5 protein-coding genes are annotated in these 21,162 nt (G+C 75.6%); all 5 read left to right on the forward strand.

The features are described 5' to 3' along the window. The first annotated feature begins 61 nt into the window (after nt 1-61). The 5 genes from AB0F11_RS08245 (at nt 62) to AB0F11_RS08265 (ending at nt 21,097) form a co-directional block, all read left to right on the forward strand. The gene (locus AB0F11_RS08245; RefSeq protein WP_362169665.1) at nt 62-7,960 is read left to right on the forward strand and encodes an amino acid adenylation domain-containing protein; all 7,899 of its coding nucleotides are present in this window, start codon (nt 62-64) and stop codon (nt 7,958-7,960) included. Continuing rightward, complete coding sequence (locus AB0F11_RS08250) at nt 7,953-15,179, forward strand: amino acid adenylation domain-containing protein (RefSeq protein ID WP_362169667.1); 7,227 nt, start codon at nt 7,953-7,955, stop codon at nt 15,177-15,179. The genes AB0F11_RS08245 and AB0F11_RS08250 overlap by 8 nt, the downstream gene beginning before the upstream one ends. Further along, on the forward strand, nt 15,176-16,456 hold the full coding sequence (locus tag AB0F11_RS08255; protein ID WP_362169669.1) for an MFS transporter: 1,281 nt from the start codon (nt 15,176-15,178) through the stop codon (nt 16,454-16,456). The genes AB0F11_RS08250 and AB0F11_RS08255 overlap by 4 nt, the downstream gene beginning before the upstream one ends. A gap of 313 nt (nt 16,457-16,769) precedes the next feature. Beyond that, complete coding sequence (locus AB0F11_RS08260) at nt 16,770-17,201, forward strand: hypothetical protein (RefSeq protein ID WP_362169671.1); 432 nt, start codon at nt 16,770-16,772, stop codon at nt 17,199-17,201. Continuing rightward, complete coding sequence (locus tag AB0F11_RS08265) at nt 17,198-21,097, forward strand: AAA domain-containing protein (protein WP_362169673.1); 3,900 nt, start codon at nt 17,198-17,200, stop codon at nt 21,095-21,097. The genes AB0F11_RS08260 and AB0F11_RS08265 overlap by 4 nt, the downstream gene beginning before the upstream one ends. Nucleotides 21,098-21,162 lie beyond the last annotated feature (65 nt).

A 21,162-nucleotide genomic window follows, 5' to 3' on the forward strand; every position in this document is an offset into this window, starting at 1 on the left:
GACCGGACCGCACCCTCCCCGCCGCCGCCCTCCCGCGGTCTCCCAGAAAGCGACATCAGCCATGAACACCAGCCGGCCGGCCATCGAGGACGTCCTGCCCCTCTCCCCGCTGCAGGAGGGCATGCTCTTCCACTCCGGGTACGACGAGGACTCCAAGCACCTCTACATCGCCCAGTTCACCGTCGACCTGGACGGGGCGCTCGACGCGGGGCGGCTGCGCCGGGCCGCCGGGGAGCTGCTGCGCCGCCACGCCAACCTGCGGGTGGTCCTCACCCACCGCAAGAACGGCGACCCCGTCCAGGTGGTCCGCCGGGACGTGGAGCCGGCCTGGCAGGAGCACGACCTCGGCGCCCTGCCCGCCGGGGCGGCCGACGAGCGGGCCGCGGAGCTGACGGAGGAGGACTGGGCCCAGGGCGTCGACAGCCGCCGCCCGCCGCTGCTGCGGTTCACGCTGCTGCGGTTGGCGGACGACCGGCACCGACTCCTGGTGACGGCCCATCACATTCTGCTGGACGGCTGGTCGTTCGGGCTGCTCTTCCGCGAGCTGTTCACCCTGTACGCAGGTGGCGAGCCGGAGCCGGTGCGGCCCTACCGGGAGTACCTGGCGCACCTCGCGCGCTGCGACCGGCCCGCCGCCGAGGAGGCCTGGCGCACCGCCCTGGCCGGTCTCGGTGCGCCCTGCCGGATCGCGGACGGCGCCGGCCGGGTCTCCCCCGGCGCCACCCCCGAGGACGTGGTGGTGCGGCTGGACGAGGAGCGGACGGCGGCGCTGACCGCGCGGGCCCGGGAGTGCGGGCTGCTGCTGACCAGCGTGGTCCAGGGTGCCTGGGCGGTCCTCATGGCCCGCGCCACCGGGCAGGACGACGTGGTCTTCGGTCTCACCGTCAGCGGCCGCCCCGCCGAACTGCCGGGGTCGGAGCGGATGATCGGCATGCTGATCAACACCGTGCCCGTGCGGGCCCGGATCGACGCGGCCGCCCCGCTGCGCCGGGTCTGCGCGGAGCTCCAGCGCGAGCGGGCGGAGCTGGTGGACCACGACCACCTGGGGTTGACGGAGATCCAGAAGCTGGCCGGCTCCCCGTCCGCCCTCTTCGACACGAACCTGGTCTTCGAGAACTTCCCGATGAGCGACTACGCCCTCGACCTGCCCGGCTTCGGCCTTCAGGCGCGGATCCGGTTCCGGGACACCACGCACTTCCCGCTGACCCTGGTGGTCGAGCCGGGCGCGGCGCTCGGGCTGCGGCTGAGCCACCACCCCGGGCTCATCGGCACCGAGCGGGTGCGGGAGCTGGGCGAGCGGCTGGTGCGGCTGCTGGAGCGCTGGACGGCCGACCCGGACGCGCCGGTGGAGGTCCTGGACGCGCTGACCGCGGCCGAGCGCCACCGGGTCCTGGCCGAATGGAACGACACCGCCGCCGCCCTCCCGGAGACGACGCTGACCGCGCTGCTCGCGGAGCAGGCGGCCCGGACCCCGGACGCCACCGCCGTCGTCTTCGAGGGGGAGTCCCTGACCTACCGGGCGCTGGACGAGCGGGCGGGCCGCCTCGCGGACGTGCTCGCGGCCCGCGGCATCGGACCGGAGAGCCTGGTCGCGGTCGCCGTACCGCGCTCCCTCGACCTGATGGTCGCCCTGTGCGGGGTGCTGAAGGCGGGCGCCGCCTACCTGCCCGTCGACCCCGGCCAGCCCGCGGAGCGCAACCTCGGGATCATGGCCGACGCCGCCCCGGCACTGGTGCTGAGCACCGGCTGGGAGGCGCCGGGGACGCCGACGCTGCGGCTGGACGCCCCGCTCCCCGCAGCCGATCCCGCACCGCGGCCGGTGGTCCTTCCCGACCACCCGGCGTACGCGATCTTCACCTCCGGTTCCACCGGCCGCCCCAAGGGTGCGCTGGTCCCGCACCGGGCCATCGTCAACCGGCTGGAGTGGATGCAGCGGGAGTACGGCCTGGGGGCCGGGGACCGGGTGCTGCAGAAGACGCCGAGCGGCTTCGACGTCTCGGTGTGGGAGTTCTTCTGGCCGCTGCTGACCGGGGCGACCCTGGTGGTCGCGAAGCCCGGCGGCCACCAGGACCCCGCCTACCTGGCCGACCTGATCGCCCGTGAGTCCGTCACCACCGCGCACTTCGTGCCGTCCATGCTCGACGTGTTCCTGCGCGAGCCCGCCGCGGCGGGCGCCCGCTCGCTGCGCCGGGTGATCGCCAGTGGCGAGGCGCTGCCGCCGCACACCCAGGACGCCTTCTTCCGGGTCCTGCCCGGCGCCGAGCTGCACAACCTGTACGGCCCGACCGAGGCCGCGGTCGACGTCACGCTCTGGCCCTGCCGGGCCGGGGACGCCACCGTCCCGATCGGCCGGCCCGCCGCCAACACCCGTACGTACGTCCTGGACGGCCGGCTCGCCCCGGTGGCGCCCGGTACCGCGGGCGAGCTGTACCTGGCCGGCGTGCAGCTGGCCCGCGGCTATCTCGGCCGGCCCGGGCTGACCGCCGACCGGTTCGTGGCCTGCCCCTTCGAACCGGGGGCCCGCATGTACCGCACGGGCGACCTGGTGCGCTGGCGGGCCGACGGCGTCCTGGAGTACCTGGGCCGCACCGACGACCAGGTCAAGATCCGCGGCTTCCGCATCGAACTCGGCGAGGTGCAGAACGCCGCTGCCGGCTGCGCGGGCGTCTCCCACGCGGCGGTCGTCGTCCGCGAGGACCGCCCGGGCGACCCCCGGCTCGTGGCGTACGTGGTGCCCCGCCCGGGCGCCGCGCCGACCCCCGCCGGGGTGCGCGGCGAGCTGGCCGCCGCGCTGCCCGAGCACATGGTCCCGGCCGTGGTCGTGCTGGACGAGCTGCCGGTGACGCCGAACGGCAAGCTCGACCGGCGTGCCCTGCCCGCCCCCGCCCTGCGCACCGGCGGCCGCGGCGGCCGCGGCGGCCGCACCGAGCGGGAGCGGATCCTCACGGGCCTGTTCGCGTCGGTGCTGGGCCTGCCCGAGGTGGGCGCCGACGACGACTTCTTCGAGCTGGGCGGCCATTCGCTGCTGGCGATGCGGCTGGTGGCGCAGGTGCGCGGGGCGTTCGGCGCGGAGCTGGGCATCCGCGAGGTGTTCACCGCCCGCACTCCGGCCGCGCTCGCCGCGCTGATCGACGGCGCGGACCGGGCCCGTCCCGCGCTGCGGCCGCAGGCGCGCCCGGCGCAGCTGCCGCTCTCCCCGGCGCAGCGCCGACTGTGGTTCCTGGGCCGGCTCGAAGGGCCGAACCCGGCCTACCACAGCGCGGTCGCGGTCCGGCTCGGCGGTCCGCTCGACGTGGAGGCGCTGCGCGGGGCGCTGGCCGACCTGGCCGAGCGGCACGAGATCCTGCGCACCGTCCACCCGGAGGCCGACGGCGAGCCCCGTCAGGTCGTCCTGCCCCCGGCCCCGCCGGCCCTGGAGCTCCTCGACGCGGCCGGCGCCGACGGGGCGGCCGGGCTCGTCGCCGAGGTCGCGGGCCGCCCCTTCGACCTGGCGGTGCAGGTGCCGCTGCGGGCCGCGCTGCTGGCCTGCGGGCCGCAGGAGCACATGCTGGTGCTGGCCCTGCACCACATCGCCACCGACGGCGAGTCCTGGGGGCCGCTGCTGGACGACCTGGCGCACGCCTACGCGGCCCGTACGGGCGACCGCCCGGCCCCGCGCGCCCCGCTCGCCGTGCAGTACGCGGACTACACCCTCTGGCAGCGCGCCCTGCTGGCCGACGTCGCCGAGGAACAGCTGGCCCACTGGCGCACCGCGCTGGCGGGACTGCCCGAGGAGCCCGCGCTGCCCACCGACCGGCCCCGGCCCGCCGTGGCCGACCCGGCGGGCGCCGCCCTCGGATTCGGCCTGGACGCGGCGCTGACCGCGGAGCTGGAGGCGCTGGCCCGGGCGCACGGGTGCACCGTCTTCATGGTGCTCCAGGCGGCTCTGGCGGTGGTGCTGTCCCGGCTCGGCGCCGGCACCGACGTGCCGATCGGGACGGTCGTCGCGGGCCGCGGCGACGAAGCCCTGGACGAGCTGGTCGGCTTCTTCGTCAACACCCTGGTCCTGCGCACCGACGTCTCCGGCGATCCGACCTTCGCCGAACTCCTGGAGCGGGTCCGGAACACCGACCTGGCCGCCTTCGCCCACCAGGACGTCCCCTTCGAGCAGGTCGTCGAGGCGGTCAACCCGCGCCGCTCCCTCTCCCACCACCCGCTGTTCCAGGTGGCGCTGACGATGCGCCGGGCGACCTCCGCGGCTGCACTGGAACTGCCCGGGCTGACCGCGGTGACCGAGGAGGTCGACGTACCGCAGGCCGAGTTCGAGCTGGCGCTGCAGTTCACCGAGGCGGGCTCGGCGGGCGAGGGGCTGCGTGCAGTCGCCAAGTACCGTACGGGCCTGTTCGACGAGGCCACCGTGCGCGCCCTCGTGGAGCGGCTGCGGGGAGTCCTGCGGGCCGCGGTGCGCGCGCCGCGCGGCCGGGTCTCGGCGCTGGAGGTGCTGCTGGAGCAGGAGCGCGAGCAGCTGCTCGGCGCCTGGCTGCCGCAGGGACCGCAGCGGACCGCGGCGGGCGCCGTGCACCTGGAGTTCGCCCGCCGGGCCGCCCTGCACCCGGACGCCGTGGCCCTCGTCGCGGGCCCGGACGAGATGACGTACGGGGAGCTGGACCGGCGCGCGGACCGGCTGGCCCGGCGCCTGGCCGGGTACGGGGTCGGCGCCGAGACCCCGGTCGGCGTGCTGATGGGCCGCTCCCCCGAGGTCGTCGTCGCGATGCTGGCCGTCCTGAAGGCGGGCGGGGCGTACGTGCCGCTGCACACGGGGCACCCGGCCGCGCGCATGCAGAAGATCCTGGCCGACGCGGGCTGCCCCGTCCTGCTGGTCGACGAGGCCTTCGCCCCGCTCGGCCTGGAGTGCGCCCGTACGGTCCTGGTCACCGCGGCGGACACCGCCGCGGCGGACGCGGAGGGCGGGGAGTTCGTGCCCGCGGCGTGCCCGCCCGGGCAGCTCGCCTACCTGATGCACACCTCGGGCTCGACCGGCGAGCCCAAGGGCGTCGCCGTCACCCACCGGGACGTCCTGGACCTCGTCGCCGACCGGGGCTGGCACACCCGCGGCGCCGAACGCGTCCTGTTCCACGCCCCGCACGCCTTCGACATCGCCGACTACGAGCTGTGGGTCGCGCTGCTGTCGGGCTGGCAGGTCGTCGTCGCCCCCGAGGGCGAGCCGACGGTCGCCGCCCTGGGCGCCCTGATCCGCGGCTCGGGCATCACCGCCGTGCACCTGACGGCCGGTCTGTTCCGCGTCGTCGCCGAGGAGGACCCCGGCCTGCTGGCCGGCGTCCGCGAGGTGCTGACCGGCGGCGACGTCGTCAGCCCCGCCGCGGTCCGCGCCGTGCTGGCCGCCTGCCCGGACACCGTGGTCCGCCACCTGTACGGGCCCACCGAGGCGACCCTGTGCGCGACCGCCCACCTGATCACCGGCGCCGCGGACGCCGACGGCCCGGTGCCGATCGGCCGCCCCCTGGACGGCACCCGTGCGTACGTGCTGGACGAGCGGCTGCGGCTGGTGCCGCCGGGCACGCCGGGCGAGCTGTACCTCGCCGGCGCCGGAGTGGCGCGCGGCTACCACCGGCGGCCCGCGGCCACCGCGGAGCGGTTCGTCGCCGACCCGTTCGGCGCGCCCGGGGCGCGCATGTACCGCACCGGCGACCTCGCCCGGTGGCGGGCCGACGGGCTGCTGGAGTTCCTCGGCCGGGCCGACGAGCAGGTGAAGGTCCGCGGCTTCCGCGTGGAGCCCGGCGAGGTCGAGGCCGCGCTGGCCGCCTGCCCGGGCGTCCGCCAGGCCGTGGTCGCCGTACGGGCCGCCGCGGACGGCGAGAAGCGGCTGGCCGGGTACGTGGTCGGGGAGGTCTCCGGGCCCTCGGTGCGGCGCCGGCTGGAGCGGCTGCTGCCGGATTACATGCTGCCCTCGTACGTCCTGGTCCTGGACGCGCTGCCGCTGACCCCCAACGGCAAGGTGGACTACCGGGCCCTGCCCGAGCCCGCGCTGGCCGCCTCCGGCGGACGTGCCCCCCGAACGCCCCGGGAGGAGATCCTGGCGGGGCTCTTCGCCGAGGTGCTCGGCCTCGACGCGGTCGCCGCCGACGCGGGCTTCTTCGACCTGGGCGGCCACTCGCTGCTGGCGACCCGGCTGGTCAGCCGGATCCGTACGGCCCTCGGGGTCGAGCTGTCGCTGCGCGACGTCTTCCGCGCGCAGACCGTGGCCGCCCTCGCGGAGCTGGCCGGGAGCGCCGACCGGGCGCGGCCGCCGCTGCGCCGTGCGGAGCCCGGGCAGGGCGCGCCGCTGTCCTCGGCGCAGCACCGGCTGTGGTTCGCGCACCAGGCGGAGGGCCCGTCCGGCCACCACAACGTGCCCTTCGCCTACCGGCTGCGGGGTCCGCTGGACGCTCCGGCACTGCGGGCGGCGCTCGGCGACGTGGTGGCCCGGCACGAGGTGCTGCGGACCGTCTTCGACGAGTGCGGGGGCGAGCCGGTGATCCGGCTGCTGGAGGGCGCGGCGGCCGAGGTGCCGCTGGAGGTCCTCGCCGTCCCGCAGGCCGGTGCCGTCGCGGGCGCGGTACGGGAGGTGACGGGCCACTGCTTCGACATCTCGGCCGAACTGCCGCTGCGAGCCCGGCTGCTGGAGCTGGGGCGGGAAGAGTGGGTGCTGGTGCTGGTGGTGCACCACATCGCCACCGACGGCTGGTCGTGGGGGCCGCTCCTGGCCGACCTGGCCACCGCGTACGCCGCCCGCCTCGCGGGCGCGGAGCCCGCCTTCGAGCCGCTGCCCGTGCAGTACCGGGACCACACCGTCTGGCAGCGGTCCGTGCTCGGCGCGGAGGGCGACCCGGACGCACTGATGACCCGTCAGCTCGATTTTTGGGCCAAGGAGCTGGCCGGGGCCCCGGCCGAGCTGGCCCTGCCCTACGACCGGCCCCGCCCGGAGGTGGCGAGCTTCGCGGGCGGCTCCGTCCCCCTGGAGCTCGACGCGGAGCTGCACGGACGACTGCTGGGACTGGCCCGACAGCACGGCTGCACCCTCTTCATGGTCCTCCAGGCCGGCCTGGCGGTCCTCCTGTCCCGCCTCGGCGCCGGCACCGACATCCCGATCGGGACCGTCGTCGCGGGCCGTGACGACGAAGCCCTCGACGACCTCGTCGGCTTCTTCGTCAACACCCTCGTCCTGCGCACCGACGTCTCGGGGGATCCGACCTTCGCGGACCTCCTCGCCCGGGTCCGGGAGAGCGACCTCGCCGCCTACGCCCACCAGGACGTGCCCTTCGAGCGGGTCGTGCTGGGGGTGAACCCGGAGCGGTCCCTCGCCCGGCACCCGCTCTTCCAGGTGCTGCTCCAGGTGCAGAACGAGCCGCCCGCCCTGCCCCGCCTGACGGGCCTCACGGCGCAGCCGCACCCCGTCGAGTGGGCGGTGTCCAAGTTCGACCTCGGCGTGGACCTCGGGGAGCAGCGCGCCGCCGACGGCACCCCGCTGGGCCTCGTGGGCGAACTGACCTACGCCACCGAGCTGTTCGACCGTTCGAGTGCCGAGCGGCTGGCGGCGGACCTGGCCCTGGTGCTGCGCGGTCTCGCGGCCGCCCCGGAGCAGGCGGTCGGCTCGGTCGACGGCCCGGCGCCGCGCACGGCCGCGGCCGCCCCCGCCGCGCCGGAGCCGGCCGCGGAGCAGGCCGGCAGCACCGAGGAACGCGTCCGCGCCCTGTACGCCGAGATCCTCGGCCGGGACGAGGTCGGCCCGGACGACAACTTCTTCGCCCTGGGGGGCCACTCCCTGCTGGTCACCCGGCTGATCAGCAGGATCCGGGCCGAACTCGGGCGGGAGCTGAAGATCCGCCAGCTCTTCCAGCACCCGACCCCCGCCCGCACCGCCGCCCTGCTCGCCGACGCGCCGAAGGCCCGTCCCACGCTCCGCCGCGCCGCCGATGCCTGAGCCGTCCCCCGCCCCCGTCCCCCGCACCACCCCGCACGCCCCTGGAGGTCCTGTGTTCCCCGTCTCGTTCGCCCAGCGGCGGCTGTGGTTCCTCAACCAGCTCGGCGAGACCGGCGCCGCGTACAACTGCCCGCTCACCACCCGGCTGCGCGGCCCGCTGGACCCGCAGGCGCTGGCCGCGGCCCTCGGCGATCTGACCGGGCGGCACGAGGTGCTGCGGACGCTCTTCCCCGAGGTCGACGGCGAGCCCGTGCAGCAGATCACCGACCGGGCGCCGGAGCTGCCCGTCGTCCGCCTCGGCGAGGCGGAGCTCGCCGACGCGCTGGCCGCCGAGGCCGGGCACGTGTTCGACCTCACCGCCGAACTCCCGGTGCGGGCATGCCTCTTCGCCCTGGGCGACGAGGAGTGGGTGCTGGCGCTGGTGATCCACCACATCGCCACCGACGGCTGGTCCTGGGGGCCGCTCCTGGCCGACCTGGCCGCCGCCTACGCCGCCCGGTGCGCGGGCGGGGCGCCCGCCTTCGAGCCGCTGCCGGTGCAGTACCGGGACTACACGCTGTGGCAGCGCGAGCTGCTGGGCGCGGAGGACGACCCGGAGAGCCTGCTCGCCGGTCAACTTTCCTTCTGGAAGCAGGAGCTGGCCGGAGCCCCGGCCGAACTGGCCCTGCCAGCCGACCGGCCGCGCCCCGCGGTGGCGAGCTTCGCGGGCGGCTCCGTCCCCCTGGAGCTCGACGCGGAGCTGCACGGACGACTGCTGGAACTGGCCCGACAGCACGGCTGCACCCTCTTCATGGTCCTCCAGGCCGGCCTGGCGGTCCTCCTGTCCCGCCTCGGCGCCGGCACCGACATCCCGATCGGGACCGTCGTCGCGGGCCGTGACGACGAAGCCCTCGACGACCTCGTCGGCTTCTTCGTCAACACCCTCGTCCTGCGCACCGACCTCTCCGGGGACCCGGCCTTCACCGAGCTCCTGGAGCGGGTGCGGGAGACCGACCTCGCCGCCTTCGAGCACCAGGACGTGCCCTTCGAGCAGGTCGTCGAGGCGGTCAACCCCGAGCGGTCCCTCGCCCGCCACCCCCTCTTCCAGGTGATGATGACCCTGGACAGCGGCGAGGACCCCGCCTTCGCCCTGCCCGGCCTGGAGTGCGCGGAGCAGTCCGCCGCCTGGGACGTCGCCAAGTTCGACCTCACCGCCGACTTCCAGGAGCGGTGGGGCCCGGACGGCGCCCCGGCCGGGATCGGCGGAGCCCTGGAGTACGCGACGGACCTGTTCGACCGGGCCACCGCCGAGGACCTCGCCGCCGCCCTCGCCCGGGTGCTGGAGCGCCTCGCCGCCGACCCCTGCGCCCCGGTCGGGCAGGCCGACCCGCTCTCCGCCGAGCAGCGCGCGCTGGTCCTGTCCGGCTGGAACGACACGGCCGCGCCGGTGCCCTCGGGGACCCTGCCCGAGCTGTTCGAGGAGCGGGCCGCCCGCACCCCCGGCGCGACCGCCCTCGTCTTCCGGGACACCGCGCTGACCTTCGCCGAACTCGACGCCCGCGCCGACGCGCTGGCCCACCGGCTCGCCGGGCACGGGGTCGGCCCGGAACACCTGGTGGCCCTGGCCCTGCCCCGGTCCGCCGACTCCGTCGTGGCGCTGCTCGCGGTGCTCAAGGCGGGCGCCGCCTTCGTCCCCGTCGACACGGACTACCCGGCCGAGCGGATCGCCCGGCTGCTGTCCACCACGACCACCGTCGTCACCGACGCCGCGACCGCCCCGGGGCTCCCGGACACCGGCGCCGTCCGCGTCCTCGTCGACGCGCCGGGCCCGGTCCCGGCAGACGCCGCCGGTCCCGTCCCGGGCCGCCGGATCCTGCCCGGCAGCGCCGCGTACGTGATCCACACCTCGGGGTCTACCGGCGAGCCCAAGGGCGTCGTCATCGACCATGCGGGGCTGCGCAACCTGTACGCCTTCCACCGGGCCGGGGTCATCGCCCGCGCGGAGGAGCTGCACGGCGGGCGCCGGATGCGCATGGCGCTGACGGCCGCGCTGTCCTTCGACACGTCGTGGGAGGGGCTGCTGTGGATGGTGGCCGGCCACGAGCTCCACCTCGTCGACGACGACACCCGCCGCGACGCGGCCGCGCTGGTCCGGCACATCGCCCGCGCCGGCATCGACGCCCTCGACGTCACCCCGACCTACGCCGAACAGCTCGTCGAGGAGGGCCTGCTGGACGACCCCGCGCACCGGCCCAAGGTGCTGCTGCTCGGCGGCGAGGCCGCGGGCGCGGCCCTGTGGACGCGGGTCCGCGCCGCCGAGGGGATGCTCTGCCACAACCTGTACGGGCCCACCGAGTGCAGCGTCGACACCCTGTGGTGGGACGCCGCCCTGAGCGAGGAGCCGCTCGTGGGCCGCCCGCTCGCCAACACCCGGGCGTACGTACTGGACGCCGGGCTGCGGCCCGTCGCCCCCGGCGTCCCGGGCGAGCTGTACCTGGCCGGACCGAGCCTGGCCCGCGGCTACCTGAACCGGCCCTCCCTCACCGCGGGCCGCTTCGTGGCCTGCCCGTTCGAGGACGGGGCCCGCATGTACCGCACCGGCGACCTCGTCCGCTGGGACCGCGAGGGCCGCATCGAGTACCTCGGCCGCGCCGACGACCAGGTCAAGATCCGCGGCTTCCGCATCGAGCCCGGCGAGATCGAGGCGTCCCTGCGGGCCTGCCCGGAGGTGGCGCAGGCCGCGGTGCTCGCCCGGGACGGCGGGCCCGCCGGGAAGCGCCTCGTGGCGTACGTGGTGGCGGCCGCGGGCCGCAGCGCCGAACCGGGTGCGCTGCGCGGGCGGCTCGCCGCGCAGCTGCCGGACCACATGGTGCCCTCGGCCTTCGTGGTCCTGGAGGCCTTCCCGATGAACCGGAACGGCAAGCTGGACCGGGCGGCGCTGCCCGCGCCGGACTTCGGGGCGCTGCTCTCCTCCCGCGCCCCGCGCGGGCCCCGCGAGGAGCTCCTGGCGGAGCTGTTCGCGCAGGTGCTCGGGCTGCCGTCGGTGGGCGCCGAGGACAGCTTCTTCGAGCTGGGCGGCCATTCGCTGCTCGCGACCCGGCTGCTCTCGCGGATCCGGGCCGTCCTGGGCGGCGACCTGGGCATCCGGCAGCTGTTCCAACACCCGACGGTGGCCGGGCTGGCCGCCTGCCTCGCGCAGGGCTCCGCAGCCGGGGCGGCCCCCCGTCCGGCCCTGACCGCGGCGGCCGAGCGGCCCGAGGCCCCGCCGCTGTCGGCCGCCCAGCGCCGGCTGTGGTTCCTGAGCCGGGCGGGCCAGTCCGCGGGCTACCACTGCCCGTTCGCGCTGCGGCTGCGCGGCCCGCTGGACACCGCGGCGCTGGCCGCGGCCCTGGGGGACGTCACCGACCGGCACGAGGCCCTGCGCACGGTGTTCCCGGAGGCGGCGGGCGAGCCGTACCAGCGGGTACTGCCCGCCGGGGGCGGCGTACCCCTGGAGCTGGTGGAGTGCGGCCCGGAGGGGACGGCGGGGGCCCTCGACGCCCTGCTGGCCCGCCCGTTCGACCTGGCCGCGCGGCCCCCCGTACGGGCGGCGCTGCTCGCTGCCGGGCCGCAGGAGTGGGTGCTGGCCCTGGTGGTGCACCACATCGCGCTCGACGGGTGGTCCTGGGGGCCGCTGTTCCGGGACCTGTCCGAGGCGTACGCCGCCCGGTGCGCGGGCTCCGCGCCCGCCTTCGAACCGCTGCCGGTGCAGTACGCCGACTACACGCTGTGGCAGCGTGGGCTGCTCGGCGCGGAGGACGACCCCGCGAGCCCGCTCTCGCGCCAACTCGCCTTCTGGACCGGCACGCTGGCCGGTGCGCCCGCCGAGCTGGCCCTGCCCTACGACCGGCCGCGCCCGGCTGTGGCGGACTTCGTGGGCGGCTCCGTCCCCGTCGCCCTGGACGCCGAGCTGCACGGCCGGCTGCTGGAACTGGCCCGCGGGCACGGCTGCACCCTCTTCATGGTGGTGCAGGCGGCGCTGGCCGTCACCCTGTCCCGGCTCGGCGCGGGGACCGACGTACCGATCGGGACGCCCGTCGCGGGCCGTACGGACGAGGCCCTGGACGACCTCGTCGGCTTCTTCGTCAACACCCTCGTCCTGCGCACCGACGTCTCCGGCGATCCGACCTTCGCCGAACTCCTGGGCCGGGTCCGGGACACCGACCTCGCCGCGTACGAGCACCAGGACGTGCCCTTCGAGCGGGTCGTGGAGGCGCTCAACCCCGAGCGGTCCCTCGCCCGCCACCCCCTCTTCCAGGTGCTGCTGCAGGTGCAGGACGGCGAGGACGGGACGCTCGCGCTGCCCGGCCTCGACGTCCGCCCCGAGCCGTTCCGCTTCGACGTCGCCCAGTTCGACCTGACGCTGGACGTCCAGGAGCACCGGGACGCCCAGGGCCGCCCCGCCGGGATCTCCGGCTTCCTGGAGTACGCGGCCGAGCTGTTCGACCACGCCACCGCCGAAGACCTCGCCGCGGCCCTGGTACGGATGGTCCGGCTGCTCGCGGCGGCGCCGGAGCTGCCGGTCGGCGCCGCCGACCCGCTGACCCCCGCGGCCCGCCGGCGGGTGCTGACCGGGTGGAACGACACCGCGCTGCCGGTGCCGGACGCCACCGTGCCCGAGCTGTTCGCGGCGCGTGCCGCCCGCACCCCGGACGCGACCGCGCTCGTGCACGGCGCCGAGCGGATCGGCTTCGCCGCCCTCGACGCCTGGTCCGACCGGCTCGCCCGGCGTCTCGTCCGGGCCGGGGCGGGTCCGGAGCGGGTGGTGGCCGTCGCCCTGCCGCGCTCCCCGGCTGCGGTGGCCGCGATCCTGGCCGTCCTCAAGGCCGGTGCGGCGTTCGTCCTGGTGGACACCGGATACCCGGCCGGGCGAATCGCGCACATGCTGGCCGACTCCGCCCCGGCGCTGCTGGTCACGGACTGCGCGACCGCCCCGCTGCTGCCGCTGGCGGAGCCGGCGCGGGTCCCGCTCGTCCTCACCGACGAGGAGGACGCGGGCGCCGCCTCCGCGCCCGGTGCCGGGCCGCTGCGGCGGCCCCGGCCGGGCGACGCCGCCTACGTCGTGTACACCTCCGGGTCCACGGGCCGGCCCAAGGGCGTCGTCGTCGACCACGCGGCGCTGCGCAACCTGTACGCCCACCACCGCGCCCACACCATGGCCGAGGCGGAACGGAGCGCGGCCGGACGGCAGTTGCGGGTGGCGCTGGTGGCCTCGCTGTCCTTCGACGCCTCCTGGGACGCCCTGATGTGGATGGTCGCCGGGCACGAACTCCACCTCATCGGCGACGCCGTGCGCCGCGACGCCGCCGCCTTCGTCCGGTACGTCGCCGACGCCGCCCTCGACGTCGTCGACACCACCCCGACGCACGCCGAGCACCTCATCGAGGAGGGCCTGCTCGACGCCCCGCCGCAGCTGCTGCTGATCGGCGGGGAGGCCGCGGGCGAGGGGCTGTGGAGCCGGCTGCGCGCCACGGAGGGGATGCTCGCCTACAACCTGTACGGACCCACCGAGTGCACGGTCGACGCCCTGTGGTGGGACACCGCGGGCAGTGAGCGCCCGCTCATCGGCGCTCCCGTCGCCAACACCCGCGCCTACGTGCTCGACGCGGCGCTGCGCCCGGTGGCGCCGGGGGTGCCCGGCGAGCTGTACGTGGCGGGTGCCGGGCTGGCGCGGGGCTACCTGCGGCGCCCGGGGACGACGGCGGAGCGCTTCGTGGCCTGCCCGTTCGAGGCCGGGGCCCGCATGTACCGCACGGGCGACCTCGTCCGCCGGGACCGCGAGGGCCGCATCGAGTACCTCGGCCGCGCCGACGACCAGGTCAAGATCCGCGGCTTCCGCGTCGAACCCGGCGAGATCGAGGCCGCGCTCGCGGCGGCGCCCGGAGTGGACCGGGCCGCGGTGACCGTGCGGGAGGACGGCCCCGGCGGTGCGAAGCGGCTGGTCGGGTACGTGGTCCCGGCCCCGGGCAGCACGGCCCCCGCGGTGGACGCGGCGGGGCTGCGCGCCCATCTGGCTGCGACCCTCCCGGCGCACATGGTGCCGTCGGCGTTCGTCGTGCTCGACGCCTTCCCGCGGACCCCGAACGACAAGCTCGACCGGGCCGCGCTGCCCGCGCCGGAGCCGGGCGCGGCCGGGGACGGCCGGGTGCGCCGGGCCCCGCGCAGCCGGCGGGAGGAGGTCCTGGCGGGGCTGTTCGCCGAGGTGCTGGGGCTGCCCGCGGACGCCGTGGGCGCCGACGACGGCTTCTTCGACCTGGGCGGCCACTCCCTGCTGGCGGCCCGGCTGATGGCCCGGGTGCGCGAGGCGCTGGGCGAGGAGCTCGGGGTCCAGGACCTGTTCGCCGCGCCCACGGTCGCCGGGCTCGCCGCCCGCTCCGGCTCCGGCGGCGGGGTCCCCGGCGGGGACGCGGACCCGCTGGCGCCGCTGGTCACGCTGCGCACGGGGGCGCCCGGCGCGCCCGCCCTGTTCTGCGTCCACCCGGGCGCGGGCACCGGCTGGGTGTACCGGGGGCTGTTGGAGCACCTGGACCCGCAGCGGTCCGTACACGCCCTGCAGTCGCGGGCGCTGAGCGAGCCGGGGGCGCGGCCCGGGAGCATCGCGGAGATGGCAGCGGAGTACGCGGCGCGGATCCGCACGGTGCAGCCGCACGGCCCGTACCACCTGCTGGGCTGGTCCTTCGGGGCGGTGGTCGCACACGCGGTGGCCGTGACGCTCCAGCAGGACGGCGAGGAGGTGGCGGCGCTCACCCTGCTCGACGGGTATCCGGCGGCCCCCGGCGAGACGGCGGCCGTGGCCGCGGACCCGCTGCGCGACCTGCTGGAATCGCTCGGCTATCCGCCGCGTGAGCAGGGCGGCGCGGCCGGAGGGGGTCCGCTGACCCTCGCCGGTCTGGTGGCGGCGGCCGCCGCCGAGGAGGGCCCGCTGTCGGTCTTCGACGGGGAGAGCGTCGCCGCCCTGGGCGGGGCCTACGTCCACCACGACCGGCTGGCCGCCGCCCACCGTCCGGGGGTGTTCCGGGGCGCGGTGACGCTGGCCGTCGCCGCCCACGAGCCGGACGCGCCCGGGCCGCGGGTGTGGGAGCCGTACGTCACGGGCCCGGTCACCCACCACCACATTGCCTGCGCACACGGCGAGATGATGGCGCCCAAGCCCGCCGCCGAGATCGCCGCGCTGCTCGGCGAGGGCACGGTGGGCCGGTGAGCGCCGTTCGCGGCGCGCTGCGCCGCAGGGACTTCCGGCTGCTGTGGGCGGGGGAGTCCGTGAGCCAGTTCGGGAGCGCGGCCACCCGGGTGCTGCTGCCGCTGATCGCGGTGGACACCCTGGACGCGGGGCCCTTCACCATGGGGGTGCTGGGCGCCGCGGCCTGGGTGCCGTGGCTGCTGTTCGGGCTGCCCGTGGGGGCGTGGACCGACCGGATGCGCCGCCGGCCGGTGATGATCGTGTGCAACGCGGTGTCGGCGCTGCTGATGCTGTCACTGACCGCAACGGTGGCGTTGAACCTCCTGACAACGACGCAACTCATCCTGGTGGCGGTCCTGTCAGGCACGGCCGACGTGTTCTTCCGGGCCGCCTACAGCGCGTACCTGCCGACCGTACTGCCGCACGAGGAGCTCGCCGACGGCAACGCCCGGCTCCAGACCAGCGAATCGGTCGCGGAGGTCGTCGCACCGGGCGCGGGCGGGGCGCTGGCCCAGGCCGGAAGCGCGGCGGCCGGCTTCCTCGCCGACGGGCTGAGCTTCCTGGTCTCGGCGGCGCTGCTCCTGCGCATCCGCACCCCGGAGGCCCCGCCGGGCGGTGAGGAACGGGCCGCGAGGGAACGGTCGCTGGCCTCGGAGATCCGCGCGGGCGTGGCCTTCCTCACCCACGACCCGTTCCTGCGCACGATCCTCCTCTGCGACGCGGCGATGAACCTCTTCCTGGGCGGGGCGCAGTCCCTGTCGATCCTGTTCCTGAGCCGGACGGTGGGCGCCCCGGGCGCGCTGATCGGCGTCCTGATCGCGCTGGCCGGGCTGGGCGGGGTCCTGGGCGCGGTGGTCTCGCCGCGCCTGGCCCGCCGCTTCGGAACGGCCCGGGCGGTCCTGCTGTGCGCCTTCTGCGGGGGCCCGTTCGGCCTGCTGATCCCGCTCACCACAAACGGAATGGGCCTGCTGTCCTTCCTGGTCGGCGAGTTCTGCCTGATGACCGGGGTCGTCGCCGGCAACGTCATCATCGTGAGCTTCCGCCAGGCCTACTGCCCCCCGGACATGCTGGGCCGGGTCAGCTCCACCATCCGCTTCGTGATGTACGGCACGATCCCGGTCGGCAGCCTCCTCGGCGGCGCCCTGGGCACCTTCCTGGGCGACCGCAACGCCCTCTGGCTCCTCTACGCCGCCAACGCCCTGTCCGCCCTCCTCCTCCTCACCGGCCCCCTCCACACCACCCACAACCTCCCAACTCCCCCGGCCCTGGCCAGAAAGGAAAACGGGGTCACCCCGTGAGCGCTCGGGCACCCGGCAGACGAGGCTGCCTCACATCACACACACTCGCTGGGTGCGTTCAGCGGCCTGCGAAGTCGTGACAGCAGACACCTGTGTCAAGGGCAGCGCGGCGGCGGCACCCCCGGGCTGGCGAGCCGGCGGGCGGCGGCGCCGCGGACAGCTGCCCCCAGTGAGACCGTCTAGGCGGAGCTGGCCGTTTCACGCCAATGACCAGCAGGTTTTCGGAAAGTGGCGGGTCCATTGCCAGGGGTCTTCGGTACGCTCCCCCGTCCGTGTGTCCGCCACGCGGGGAAGATCAAGGGGGACGAAGAACGTGAGCACCACCACCGACCCGGCCGCGGTCGGCCACCGCATCACCATCGTCGACGAGGACCCGCTGCGCGCCCGGCGCGAGGCGCGCGAGCTGCTCGCCGCCCTCGCCGAGGCTGATACGCAGGCCGCACTGGACATCCCGCAGTCCCGGGCCGAGGACGAGTCCCTCAAGGGCGGACCGGTCACCGACCTGCTCGGGCTGGTCTTCAGCGGGGGCTCGCTCGTCGCCGCCGGCATCCAAGTCTGGCTGGCCCGCGTCCCCCAGCGGACCATCGTCATCACCCGGGCGGACGGGGCAACGCTTCGCGTGTCCGGCAAGGAGGCCCGGTCCGACAGCGAGCTGATCGACCGGTTCCTCGCCGACGGTGCGGCCCAGGCCCGGGGCGAGGACCAGGACGAGGACGGCGGCGAGGCGGGGCCGGGCGCACAGTGAGCGACAACGACCGGTACGCCATGCTCATCGGCGTATCCACGTACGACAGCGACCGCTACCACGACCTGCCGCCGGTCCGGGCCGACCTGCACTACATGCGGGCGGTGCTGGAGAGCACCGAGATCGGCATGTACAACGACTGCGCGATGGTCGCCGAGCCGACCCGCGCCGAAATGCTGTACGCGGTCGAGCAGTTCCTGGAGGAGCGGCAGTCCAGCGAGACGGCGCTGCTCTACTTCAGCGGCCACGGCCAGTTCTGCGAGGCCGATGGGCAGCTTTACTTCCTGACCCGGGACGCCGACCCGGACGACCTGCCGGGCACGGCGGTCCCGGCCGAGTTCCTGGAGCGGATGCTCACGTCCTGCCGGGCCGCGTCCAAGCTCGTGCTGCTGGACTGCTGCTCCAGCGGGTCCGTCGTCCAGGGCTGGACGGCCAAGGGCGGCACGGACACGGACACCGGTGACCAGCCCGCGCCCAGTACGCTGCTGCGCCCGACCGGCGTGTACTTCATCACCGCCTCCGACGCCCTCCAGGCCGCGTCCGCGATGGCGCCGGAAGGGTCGTCCCTCGGTACCTCCCGGTTCACCGGGGAGATCGTGGAGGGGCTGCGGAGCGGGAGGATCAAGGAGAGCGGCTGGGTCACCCCGGACGACCTCTTCGAGTACCTGACCGCGCAGATGGTGATCAGGGGCGTTCCCGAGGAACAGCGGCCGACCAAGTCGACGATCCGGGCCACCCGTTCGCTGCCTTTCGCCCGCTCGGTCGCCCGCCCGGTCCGTCTCCCCGACGCGCCGCGCGACACGGACGGGGCCGCTGCTCGGTCCGGGGTCTCCCCCGCCCTGCTGAAGGCGCGGCAGCTGGTCGCCCAGGATGCCGGGGAGGGCGTCGACGCGCAGCGGCTGCTGCGGTACTACGCGCACTGCCTCGGCGCCCAGGCGGCGTCCGGCATGCTCCCCGACCGCGACAGCGGCCGGGGCTCCGCATACTTCCTGCTGGGCCAGGGCCCGGAGTCGATCCAGTCCGGGGTTGGGCACTCCTTCCCCGCCCCCGGGCAGCTGCCCAAGCCGAAGAGCACCGGTGCCCAGGCCGACGGGGCCGGGCTCCAGGAGTACTGGTACGGGTATCCCGCGATCACCCTGCCCGAACGCGGCGGGGACGGCCGCCGGCGGGCGGCAGTACGGATCGCGCCGCTGCTGGTCCAGCCGATGGAGCTCAGCCCGGACGAGAACGGCCGCGACCTGCTGCGTCCGAGCGGGGTCCCCTCCTTGCACACCGGTGTGATCACCGAGCTGCTGTCCGACGACGAGGCCGCCGAGCTGCTCGCCCGCTGGCAGCCGAGCTGGCAGGAGGGCAACGGCACCCAGATGGTCAAGGCGGTACGGGAGCTCCTGACCGAGCTCGGCGTTCCGGAGCTGGAGCCCCTCGACCTCGCCTCGCTCAGCGAGCGGTCCGTGATGGACTCGCTGCGACCCGGCGCCCACAACGCCGCCGTGCTGCTCGCGCCTTCCGGCATGGAGCGGGTCGCGACCGAGGGCCTGGTCGACAACCTGCTCCAGATGTCCACACGTGCCGGTCAGATCGCGGGCACTGCCCTGGAAGCCCTCCTGACCGGCGGCGGTGACCGCGGTGACGGGACGGATCGTGACGCAACGGCCGTGGCGGTGGTGTCCCCCGGCCCGTGCAACGAGAGCCAGGAGCAGGTGGTCTCCTCGGCGATGACCCGTCGGCTCACCGTCGCGACCGGCCCGCCCGGTACCGGCAAGAGCGAGGTGGTGACGGCCGTGGTCGCGACCGCCGTCGCCTCGGGGCAGTCCGTTCTCGTCGCGTCCACGAACAACGAGGCCGTCAACGTGGTGGCCGAGCGGTGCGACGAGATCTCGCCCGGCCTGCTCATGCGGACCGGAAACGTGGAAGCGAGGGAACGGGAGGCCGAGAAGCTGGCCGGACTGCTGGCCGAGCCGGCCGCGGCCCCGGCCCGGGGTGCCGCGACCGTGGCCGGTGAGCTGCGCAACCGCCACGCGCGTACGGCCGCGCTCCGGGTGGAGGCGGCAGGGCGGATCGGCGAGGAGGCGCGCCTGCTGGAGCTGGTCCGGGAGCGGGCCCGGCAGGCGGACGGGCTCGCACTGCCCGTGCGACTGCTGGAGGCCGCCTGGGAGACGGAGGGTCCGGTTGAGCTCGCCCGCTGGGAGGAGCGTGCCCGAAGGGCCGCCGGAGCCGGCTGGCTGACCTTCGGCCGGTGGCGCCGCGGACGGGCTCTCGCAGCCCTCGCGGGTTCGTCCGGCGACGGCGGCGAATCCGAGGCTTCGTGGCCAGCCTGGGCGGCGGAGCGACCTGCCCCGCCCGAGCTGCTGCTCGACCTCGCGGAAGCCGTGGCGGTGGAGCGGGCCCTGCGGGAGCTCGTACCAGCACATCTGGCCTGGGACGAGGAGGCGCTGAAGCAGGCCCGGCTGGAGGACGCCGCGGCGTCGTCCGCGGTCTCGGGGGAGCTGGCGCAGGCCGTGGCGGCCGAGGGCATGGTGCGTGGCCGGTCGCTGATGAACCAGCGGCTCCAGGCGCTGCGCCGGCGCTCGGGTTTCCAGAAGAGCCAGCGCAATCTGATGGCGCACCTGAAGGGGTGGGCCATCAGTACGCACTCGGTTCGCCAGCTCGAACTCGCCCCCAAGCTCTTTGATCTCGTGGTGATCGACGAGGCGAGCCAGTGCTCGATCCCGTCGGTGCTGCCGCTGCTGTTCCGGGCGAAGCGGGCGCTTGTAATCGGCGACCCGATGCAGCTCGGGCACATTCCCGGGATCAGTCCGGAGCAGGAGCGGCAGGCCCGGGTGCGGGCGGGCCTGACCGCCGCGCAGCTGGAAGACCACCGGCTGGCCTACCACGTGTATGCCTCATACCACGCGGCGGCGCAGCACGGTGAGGCGGCGCTGCTGCTCGACGAGCACTACCGGTGTCATCCGCAGATCGCGGACGTCGTCAACGGCTACTGCTACGCGGGCCAGTTGCAGGTCCTCACTGATGTCCGCAGGCAGGTCCCGCCGGTCGATCCGGCGGGGGCGGCCGATCCGGCTCCGGTGCTCGGCTGGGTGGACGTGCCGTACGGCGAGTCCGCGGCCGGCAGCGGCGGCCGGTCCTGGCGCAACCAGGCCGAGGCGGACCAGGTGCGGCGGACGGTGGACGAGCTGCTGGCACGGCTGCCCGAGGACGCCACGGTCGGGGTGGTGACGCCCTTCCGCGCGCAGAAGGAGGCGCTGTCCCGGGTGTGGGCCGGAGACGACCGGGTCCGGGTCGGTACGGTGCACGCCTTCCAGGGCGGTCAGCGCGACGTCATGGTCCTGAGCCCGGTGGCCACGGACAACACCCCGCCGAAGACGACGCACTGGGTGGCGAGCCAGGTCAACCTCTGGAACGTCGCGGTCACCCGGGCGAAGTCGCAGCTGATCACGGTTGGAAGCCATCGCTTCTGGCAGGGGCAGGCTGGGCTGCCGTCCCTGCTCGCGGAGCGCTCGACGGTGCTGCACGCGGGAGCCTCCGCAGACCAGGACGCGGTCCCCGGTACCCCGGCGTCGCCCGGATTCCGCGAGGAGCTCGCCGACCGGCTCCAGGAGTACCTCGGTACCCGTGGCATCACCGACCTGGAACGCGCGGCGGTGGTCGGCGGGCACACGGTGGACCTGCTGTTCACCCTGGACGGGGAGAACACGGCTGTCCTCATCGACACCGGCCCGTCGCCCGGGCAGGATCCCGCCCGCCATCTGCGGCTCACCCACGCACGCGGGGACCTGCTGATCGGGCTGCCGTCGGGCGGACGGGGAGCGAAGCCGGCACCGGTGGCCCGAACGGTACGGCTGCCGGCCTGGCGGGTGCCGGCGGGGCAGCCATTCCTGGACCTCCTCTTCCCCTGACCCCTCCCACCCGGAACGGAGGCCGTCGGGCCCCACAACCCCGCTGGATTCGGATCGCCCGCAGC

This window comes from Streptomyces sp. NPDC032472, assembly GCF_040636955.1.
Lineage (GTDB): Bacteria > Actinomycetota > Actinomycetes > Streptomycetales > Streptomycetaceae > Streptomyces.

Excerpts from the sequence above, each read along its gene's own strand:
- AB0F11_RS08245 (WP_362169665.1), top strand. The coding sequence starts at position 62 with ATGAACACCAGCCGGCCGGCCATCGAGGACGTCCTGCCCCTCTCCCCG.
- AB0F11_RS08250 (WP_362169667.1), top strand. The coding sequence starts at position 7,953 with ATGCCTGAGCCGTCCCCCGCCCCCGTCCCCCGCACCACCCCGCACGCC.